This window comes from Phocaeicola coprophilus DSM 18228 = JCM 13818 (genome assembly GCF_000157915.1).
GTDB classification, from domain to species: Bacteria; Bacteroidota; Bacteroidia; order Bacteroidales; family Bacteroidaceae; genus Phocaeicola; species Phocaeicola coprophilus.
In genome coordinates this window covers 431,592-438,520 of sequence record NZ_EQ973632.1, presented here as the reverse complement: position 1 = coordinate 438,520, position 6,929 = coordinate 431,592, and the positions used below count along the sequence as shown (strand labels likewise).

Annotated in this window: 7 protein-coding genes and 1 pseudogene; 1 reads left to right on the top strand and 7 read right to left on the bottom strand. The window is 42.9% G+C overall.

The features are described 5' to 3' along the window. Nucleotides 1–4 precede the first annotated feature (4 nt). The 5 genes and pseudogenes from BACCOPRO_RS03500 to BACCOPRO_RS17095 all read right to left on the bottom strand — a co-directional run bounded on the left by BACCOPRO_RS03500 (nucleotide 5) and on the right by BACCOPRO_RS17095 (nucleotide 4,728). The gene (locus tag BACCOPRO_RS03500; RefSeq protein ID WP_155819048.1) at nucleotides 5–289 is read right to left on the bottom strand and encodes a hypothetical protein; all 285 of its coding nucleotides are present in this window, start codon (nucleotides 287–289) and stop codon (nucleotides 5–7) included. A 194-nt stretch (nucleotides 290–483) separates the two neighbouring features. Beyond that, a pseudogene (locus BACCOPRO_RS03490) lies at nucleotides 484–1,441 on the bottom strand (IS1595 family transposase). 122 nt (nucleotides 1,442–1,563) lie between these two features. Beyond that, nucleotides 1,564–2,730 carry a S41 family peptidase gene (locus tag BACCOPRO_RS03485; RefSeq protein ID WP_373920401.1) on the bottom strand — a complete coding sequence of 389 codons (1,167 nt, stop codon included), beginning with the start codon at nucleotides 2,728–2,730 and terminating at the stop codon, nucleotides 1,564–1,566. 240 nt (nucleotides 2,731–2,970) lie between these two features. Beyond that, nucleotides 2,971–4,083, bottom strand: coding sequence for a DUF4934 domain-containing protein (locus BACCOPRO_RS03480; RefSeq protein ID WP_008140983.1), 1,113 nt, complete (start codon nucleotides 4,081–4,083; stop codon nucleotides 2,971–2,973). Between the two features lie 21 nt (nucleotides 4,084–4,104). Further along, entirely contained in the window at nucleotides 4,105–4,728 is a 624-nt protein-coding gene (locus BACCOPRO_RS17095) for an energy transducer TonB (protein ID WP_008140981.1), read from the bottom strand. Nucleotides 4,729–4,912: 184 nt separating this feature from the next. On the opposite strand from BACCOPRO_RS17095, the gene BACCOPRO_RS03470 reads away from it, so the two are divergent. Beyond that, nucleotides 4,913–6,187 (top strand): DUF4934 domain-containing protein, encoded by a 1,275-nt coding sequence (locus BACCOPRO_RS03470; protein WP_162231593.1) that lies wholly within the window; start codon nucleotides 4,913–4,915, stop codon nucleotides 6,185–6,187. Nucleotides 6,188–6,449: 262 nt separating this feature from the next. Here the strand turns inward: BACCOPRO_RS03470 and BACCOPRO_RS03465 are convergent, their stop codons facing one another. Both BACCOPRO_RS03465 and BACCOPRO_RS17970 read right to left on the bottom strand, forming a co-directional pair. After that, complete coding sequence (locus BACCOPRO_RS03465; RefSeq protein WP_040311090.1) at nucleotides 6,450–6,713, bottom strand: hypothetical protein; 264 nt, start codon at nucleotides 6,711–6,713, stop codon at nucleotides 6,450–6,452. A 35-nt stretch (nucleotides 6,714–6,748) separates the two neighbouring features. Continuing rightward, a partial coding sequence (locus tag BACCOPRO_RS17970) for a hypothetical protein (protein WP_169306509.1) occupies nucleotides 6,749–6,929 on the bottom strand: 181 nt, incomplete at its 5' end.

The window sequence follows — 6,929 nt, the reverse complement described above, 5'->3', positions numbered from 1 at the left end:
AATTCTAAATAATATAATTATAAAATAGCAATATATCGTCCAAAACAGCATCCACGTTCCCCACAAAGGTGATGGCTCGTTGTTGTGACCAAATCTCCTCGTCTTTTGCTTTGATGGCTATATCAATCTTATTCTTAATATCCTCCAATTTGTATGGCTGCATCTGCACATCTACGTCCATAGTCTCGGAGGCTTCTTCAAGGGTGGAATTCACGGAACCTAGCGCAGATACAAGGAAATTTACACGTCGTTGCATGAACTCGCCGACCATTTCGTTCAGCTTCTCCACATTCAGGTGAGTGGACTCGAATTTGACTGTATCGGGAACCTGGGACCAGGTAAGGTACTTGGGCATTTGCCGCTACCCCGACAAAGATTAAATGAAGAATTTACCATCCGAGAAACAAGCACAAGCGGATTTAAGATTCTTATAATCAGAACTTTCGGATTACAAAACCGACAAAAAGAAAAAACTTTTTATGATTATCTGCATGTTGTCTGTCTGTATGTTCTTGACTTGAATTCGGTGTTGTAGCTGATTGCTGCCAAGACACCCTTGTCGAAGAGCTTCTCTCCGAAATACCTTCTGTTGAACTTGTAGCAGAATTCGTTGAGGTAATACTGTAAATACTCGTACTTGATTCTGTGGTGCATATCCAGAAGCAATCTCTTGGCATTGCTGATGGCGATATGTACCCACGGCAGTATCTTCTCCATGTTCTTCTTGTCCGAAATCACCGTTGGTGTCTCTGTACATGTTCTACGAGCTTATGGTAGGAGGTGGAATCGTCAGTGGTCAGTTCGACGGACGGTTCAAGGTGTTTCTTCGCAACGTCGGTGACTGTCTGTGTCTTCAGGTCCGGAATGACCTGTGCATTTTCAGATGTCCTACCACTTTGGAGGGCTTTCCTTTCCTGGGATGTCTCTGCGAAGGGGCACTTTCCACCATGACCACCACTTTGGACTTCTTATGACTGCCACGTCCCCTTTTTAAGGGGGTATCCTTCTCCTCTTCGGGACGTTCCGTGGTGAAGAAGCCGTCGTCAAGCTCGACCTGTCCGTCCAGGGAGTACTGTGCGTCACGTTTACCCATGACGTCACGAAGCTTGCAGACCATCTCCCAGACAGGCTGGTATCGTTTATGCCCCAGTTGACGACGGATTTCCTCTGTGGAAAAGGATTTCTTGGTGCTCATCAGCAGGAACATGGTGGCAATCCAGTAGCGGTACGGAAGTTTGCTGTTCTGCATGACAGTGCCTGAACGTAATGACTGACGGCTGTGGCAGTTCCGACACTCGAAACAACGTTTGTGGGCATCCCAACGGTGTTCGGTGCAGCCGCAATGCTTACATACGACTCCGCGGCGTTCCCGTTGTTCTTTCAGATAGGTCACACAGGATTCCTCATCTGCAAAATTACTCATGAAATTCAGAAGATTCATAATGGTGGGTTTTATGTTCTATAGTATAAAACACTGAATTTCAACGATATATAAAAATATTTCACATGGTATATTTACAGTCTGAGTGCTAAAATTTAACGGACAACATACGGATAATCATTTTAATTATTTACCGAAATATTGTATAAATATTCTATGTGTTTAAATATACAATCTTTTCTGTTTAAAAGTTCGTCAATAGTAGGTTCATATGTACAATCTGGTTGCAATCCATTTTGAAAAATCGGTGTTAACGGGAAGCGAGTGCAAATACGATAATAAAGCCCATTGAAAAGTGGACACACCATTGGTGCTCCTGTAGAACCACCTGTTGCACTGCCAACTAAAACCGCTCTATTAGGGAAATTAAGCTTTAAAGAAATGAGAAAATCTTCAGCAGCAGAATACGTGAATTCTCCTACAAGTATATAAAGAGGTTTTTCAACTCGATAAGGGGGAGAAAACACGAACTCTTCTTCACACATCATTTCTTCATGCAGATTCTGATAATAGTCCCTATATTTTTCGTAACTATAGCCCATGGCAGCATAAAAGGAATTATGACTTCTTGTAATAGACTTGTATGTATTTAGAGTATCACCATTCACAAAATACATCAATAAAGAATCGGCAGTCAGTTCACTTCCACCAGGATTGTTTCTTAAATCTAATATAACATAATCAGACTGCATAAGTCCATTCTTCGCATTATCCATAAACTTCAACACTCGGAAATTCCTTGAAAAATCATCAACACGCAAATAAGAATAAGAGGCATTATTCCCATCTACTGCAACCTTGTGTTCATAACAAGAATTTTTATGAACCATTTGTTTTTGAATACTAACAAAATCACTGTTTTTATACCTAAATTTAAATCCATCATATATGACAGACTTATGCCGCCATATCCGTTTTGGTGTTATAAACGATATACTTATTGTATCCTCCAATAAACCAATTCCAAATAAAAAACTGGATTTTTTTCGTTTATCTTGTAAGGTTTTAGCACTCACATACGGATAGATATGTTGTTCAAAATATTTTTCTGAAGACAGCCCATTGATACTAATAATGCGACTTCCTAAAGGAACTTCATCCAACCAATCTTTTGCAGCGTAAGTCACATATAAAGTATCTTTAATCCAGTTGGTTCCTATTGGCAATACGTCAGTTTTTCTATCTTTTTTTAAAAAATTCATCAATGAAAATTCGGTATGACCATCATTGGTTTGTGCAATAAAGGATTGCAACAAAAAATAATAATCCCTATCACTTTTTACCGCCATAACTTTAGGAATGTACACGTTATATAAGCTATCCCATTTTATTGACGACAAATAATGTGCATCGTAAAAGTTCACTGATACATCTTTCCAGATCTTAGTAAGTCCCCAAATGCGATCTGTACATGTCAAAGATTGTCCGAACAAGGACACGACGCCAATCGAACAAATAAACAATAAAAAAAGTCTACGCATGTTTAATCTTAACTTTTAATTTAACAATTGTATAGCATATACCGATTGTCACTTCAACTTTCCTATGAACATAAGGTTGTTTCCCTCCTCGTCTATGGACTCCAACAATTCGGTCAACTGCTTGCGATCGGTATCCGAACAATCATCTGAGGCTAAGCGCTTTTCTATATAATGAATCCAATGGGTTGGTTCACGCAAAGTAAATACATAACCATCTTTGAAGGTAACAGGATGGCTAATACCGCCATACAAGTCGTTTATGAATTTCACATAATAGGAAGTGCGTTCCTGTTTATCCGTCAGAATTATTCCCTTACCAAATACAGTTGCCATGTAATATCCCGGAATCTCATTGTAGATATGTCCCGGTTTTTCATCCATCATGCCGAAGTCCAACGTATATTTCGGCACAACACGGTTTTCCGTCCTGTCATAATGGAACAGCGTATCGCAACATGTGATGTGGAAGCTGAATTCCGGCACGTTGTGATAGGCAAACAAGTCCCCATTGAAGTCGTCCATCCAAAAACGCTCCTCCGCCTTCAATGTCCGTGTCACGTTTCCACTGCCATCCATCTGAATAGCCAGATTCAGAGATTTCTGACTGGGCATCGGTATCTGTATGATGCACAGGTTTCCTTCATCGTCCGTCTCTATTTTCGGCTTAGACAGTGTACAGCCGGTTTCCATCTCGCACGTCAGTTTCCCTTGCAGGTTGTAAGCAAATATTTTGGGTGAAAAGGCAAACTGTGCCAGATAGACTTCTCCCTTTTGTTCACTGATGGCGGCGTCATAAATGGGCCACGCATATTCACCCGGCCCCTGACCGACATTTCCCACATTGCACAGAAAATTACCTTGGCGGTCAAACAACAGGTAAGGCTGGCCGCGTCTTTGGGAAACACCGATATAATGTTCCGTGATGGTAGGCATGACCCGTAATCCCAGCAGGGCACTGTCATTGTCTTCGAAGCGGATGAGTTCGTAATCCTCCACCAGATCGCTCAGTTTCATTACGACCGTATCCTTTATTTCCTGATAATGCGCCACAAAAAACTCATTACCTGTACCATCTTTCACTACGGAAGTGTTGTTTGAAGATGTGCAGGCTGCGCACAATGCACCTATGCCCACCCATGCCAACAATACAGTCTTTTTCATAACGGTTCTGTTTTTATTCCTTTACATAGCTTTTGCAAAAATAGGGAATTCCAATATCGAACGGACAGGAACCCCATCAATGGTAGCCGCCTTAAACTTCGGGAATAGCCTAAGCACCCTTTCATATTCCTTATCCAATTCCGGATGGATACCTTGGACAATTTTCACATCCGAAATGCTGCCGTCTCGTTCAATGGTCAACTGTGCAATCCCTCTCCCAGTAACCGGCTCTATATCGGGATATTTGAAACGGCTTGTAAGGTATTCCATTAATTCCTTGTCCGACATCAGCGATACAGCCGGAGTATCGACTTCCCCCATATTATAAATCTTGGTTGTATCAATGACTGTTTTCCCCTTTTCAACAAGATCCTGTTTTATCACAGGAACAGAATCTGTATCTACCGGTGAATTGTCAGTTTGTACATTTTCCATTGCCTCAGCCACAGGTTCCGGCTGCGTTTTCCCTTCACCAGCCTTTCCTCCATTGCATCCACACAACATTAAAATGGAAAGTAGAATATACCGTTTCATAAAATCATAAATACATCCATACTGACCACTACCTCTTACGAGAATTTGTTTCTTCTTTGCCACCTCGGCTTGGCTCAAATCGTGTAAGCCAATCTTACTCAAATGTTTCATACTAATTAGATTGAATAGTTAATAGATGTTTTATCGCTAAATTTGGTGGTTTTTATACAATCTATAAAATTATCGTAATATTATGAATATGCAAAAAAATAATATACAATTTAACCTATTATGCGTGGCTTTTTATTTTTTTTGTACATTGTCTACAAATTTTAATCGCATGCAAAACATTACCATGAAACGACCTGCCTTGTGCAGTAAACTCACGCGTCAACTTGCCGCGTACACATTTGCGCTCCTGCCTGCCCTAATGGCTTCGTGCGGAAGCAGGGGCGATGAAAATGCCCAATGGATAGAAAGATGCAGCGTCGTGGCCGACAGGCTTGTCGCAGACGGTGACACGATGATTGTGTGCGACTACTCCGCCGTGAAAGAATCCGTATGCATACCCTTCAGCATGTGGGTTGACAGTCTGGAAGTCATCAAGCTGGACAACAACACCGAAGAAGCGTTGGTAGGAGATACAAGAATAGTGGATGTTTCGGACAACTACATCGGAATAAATGTAGCCCATTTTCCTTATCGATTGTTTACCCGCCAGGGTAAATTTGTAGCCTCCATCGGAAGCGTAGGACAAGGTCCCGGTGAATATAATCTATTAAGCGACTGTCAGATTGACGAAGCGCACAACCGGGTTTACCTGCTTTCCATGACGAGTACGAAGCAGATTCTTGTTTATGACCTTCAAGGCAACTTTATCGGAAAAATCCCATTAGCGTACTCAACGAACAGTGGGCAGATGCATGTGGATTATGACAGGCAACGGGTCACCATCGTGCAGCCGTATATCGGTGGGAACTCTCATGACGGTGGAAATCCTTCCCCGCCGCTGTGGGTACAAGATCTGGAAGGAAATATTGTCCATGAGAACAGGGGGGGCCAAATGGCTTTATCCCCCGGATCTGTAGCTGGTATCCTTTTCCATACAGTGACAGGAAATGACATGGTTTTCTCAATGGTCCGAATCATGCGTGAAGGATTAAACTCGCTATTTGTCTATCAAATGAACAGCAACAGGCTCTCCCCACGGTTTGCAACGGATTTCGGCAGCGAGATAGCAGAGCATGCCTATGTGGATTTCGGCGACTATTACCTCACCTATATTTGGGGGGTCAACACCGACCCTGCAACCAGGGACAGGTTCTTGGGTACGGTGGTGAAGCGGCTGTTTGTTGACAAACGCACCTTGCGAGGGGCGTTCTACAAGTTGGAGAACGACTACCTGGGTGGCATTGCATTGCAGAAATATAACCAATGGTGGGCATGGGCAGAATACGGGTATGTTGTCTGCATAGATCCGGGCGACCTGCTGAACCTGATAGAGGAACGGCTGGCAGACCCGAAGATTTCCACCGGCAACCGCGAGTTTCTGAACGTCTGGAAGTCTAAGATTTCACCGGATGACAACAGTTATGTGATATTGGGGAAACGGAAAAAACGAGTTGATTAACATATTGTCTAACCAAAAATTAGAAGAATAGCGCACTTGACGACGGGAATTCCGGCCACGCGAATAATGATAGTTGGGAAGGAGGAGGTTATGGTTCCGGTGCTTTCGGCGGCTAATAAAGCTAACATGAAAAATTATGAACTAAAAGCGGAAAGATTTTCCGCTTTTAGTTTTTAACAGGCACTGAATACATACGATGCAGTGAAACATTTTTGATTTTCATCATTTCCACTTTCCAAGTATTGCAGCAATTCTTCGCAGGTCATGCCGCATACGCGCAACAGTTCCGGAGGTTCAGCTCCTCCAACCCCTTGTTGGCGTAACGGGAATTTTCGTTTCGGGGATGATGATGCGGCCTGAACCGATGGCCGGTACTTCCGGGTGTTCTTCCACAGATAGCATACTGTTTTTCCAGCCGATCCGACCGGTCGAGGCGTTGTTTAGATCCCTCAAAACGAAATGTGACTGCTGTTTCCCAGTCCACTTCGATTCCGTCAAGATCATATTTGTCGATGAAGGCTACCATGAAATCCACAAATTTGGCCCGGAGTGCGGGATCCTCTACCCTCTCCCGGAATCCCTCGCCGGCAAAGGACAGCAGGACTTTGAAAAATCATATTCTTTCCAGTTGGGAGCCGCCATCAGGTAGATGTAATCAAACTGTGCATAGTCAATCTGACGGACATAGTCGAGACTCTTCAGGTCGTGTGCAACCAGATAAGTGGAATGTTCCGGCTGACGT

Bases quoted from the DNA above. Each gene is read 5' to 3' on its own strand.
- BACCOPRO_RS17095 (WP_008140981.1), bottom strand. From the start codon at position 4,728: ATGAAACATTTGAGTAAGATTGGCTTACACGATTTGAGCCAAGCCGAG.
- BACCOPRO_RS03465 (WP_040311090.1), bottom strand. From the start codon at position 6,713: ATGGTAGCCTTCATCGACAAATATGATCTTGACGGAATCGAAGTGGAC.
- BACCOPRO_RS03485 (WP_373920401.1), bottom strand. From the start codon at position 2,730: ATGGCGGTAAAAAGTGATAGGGATTATTATTTTTTGTTGCAATCCTTT.
- BACCOPRO_RS03470 (WP_162231593.1), top strand. From the start codon at position 4,913: ATGAAACGACCTGCCTTGTGCAGTAAACTCACGCGTCAACTTGCCGCG.
- BACCOPRO_RS03480 (WP_008140983.1), bottom strand. From the start codon at position 4,083: ATGAAAAAGACTGTATTGTTGGCATGGGTGGGCATAGGTGCATTGTGC.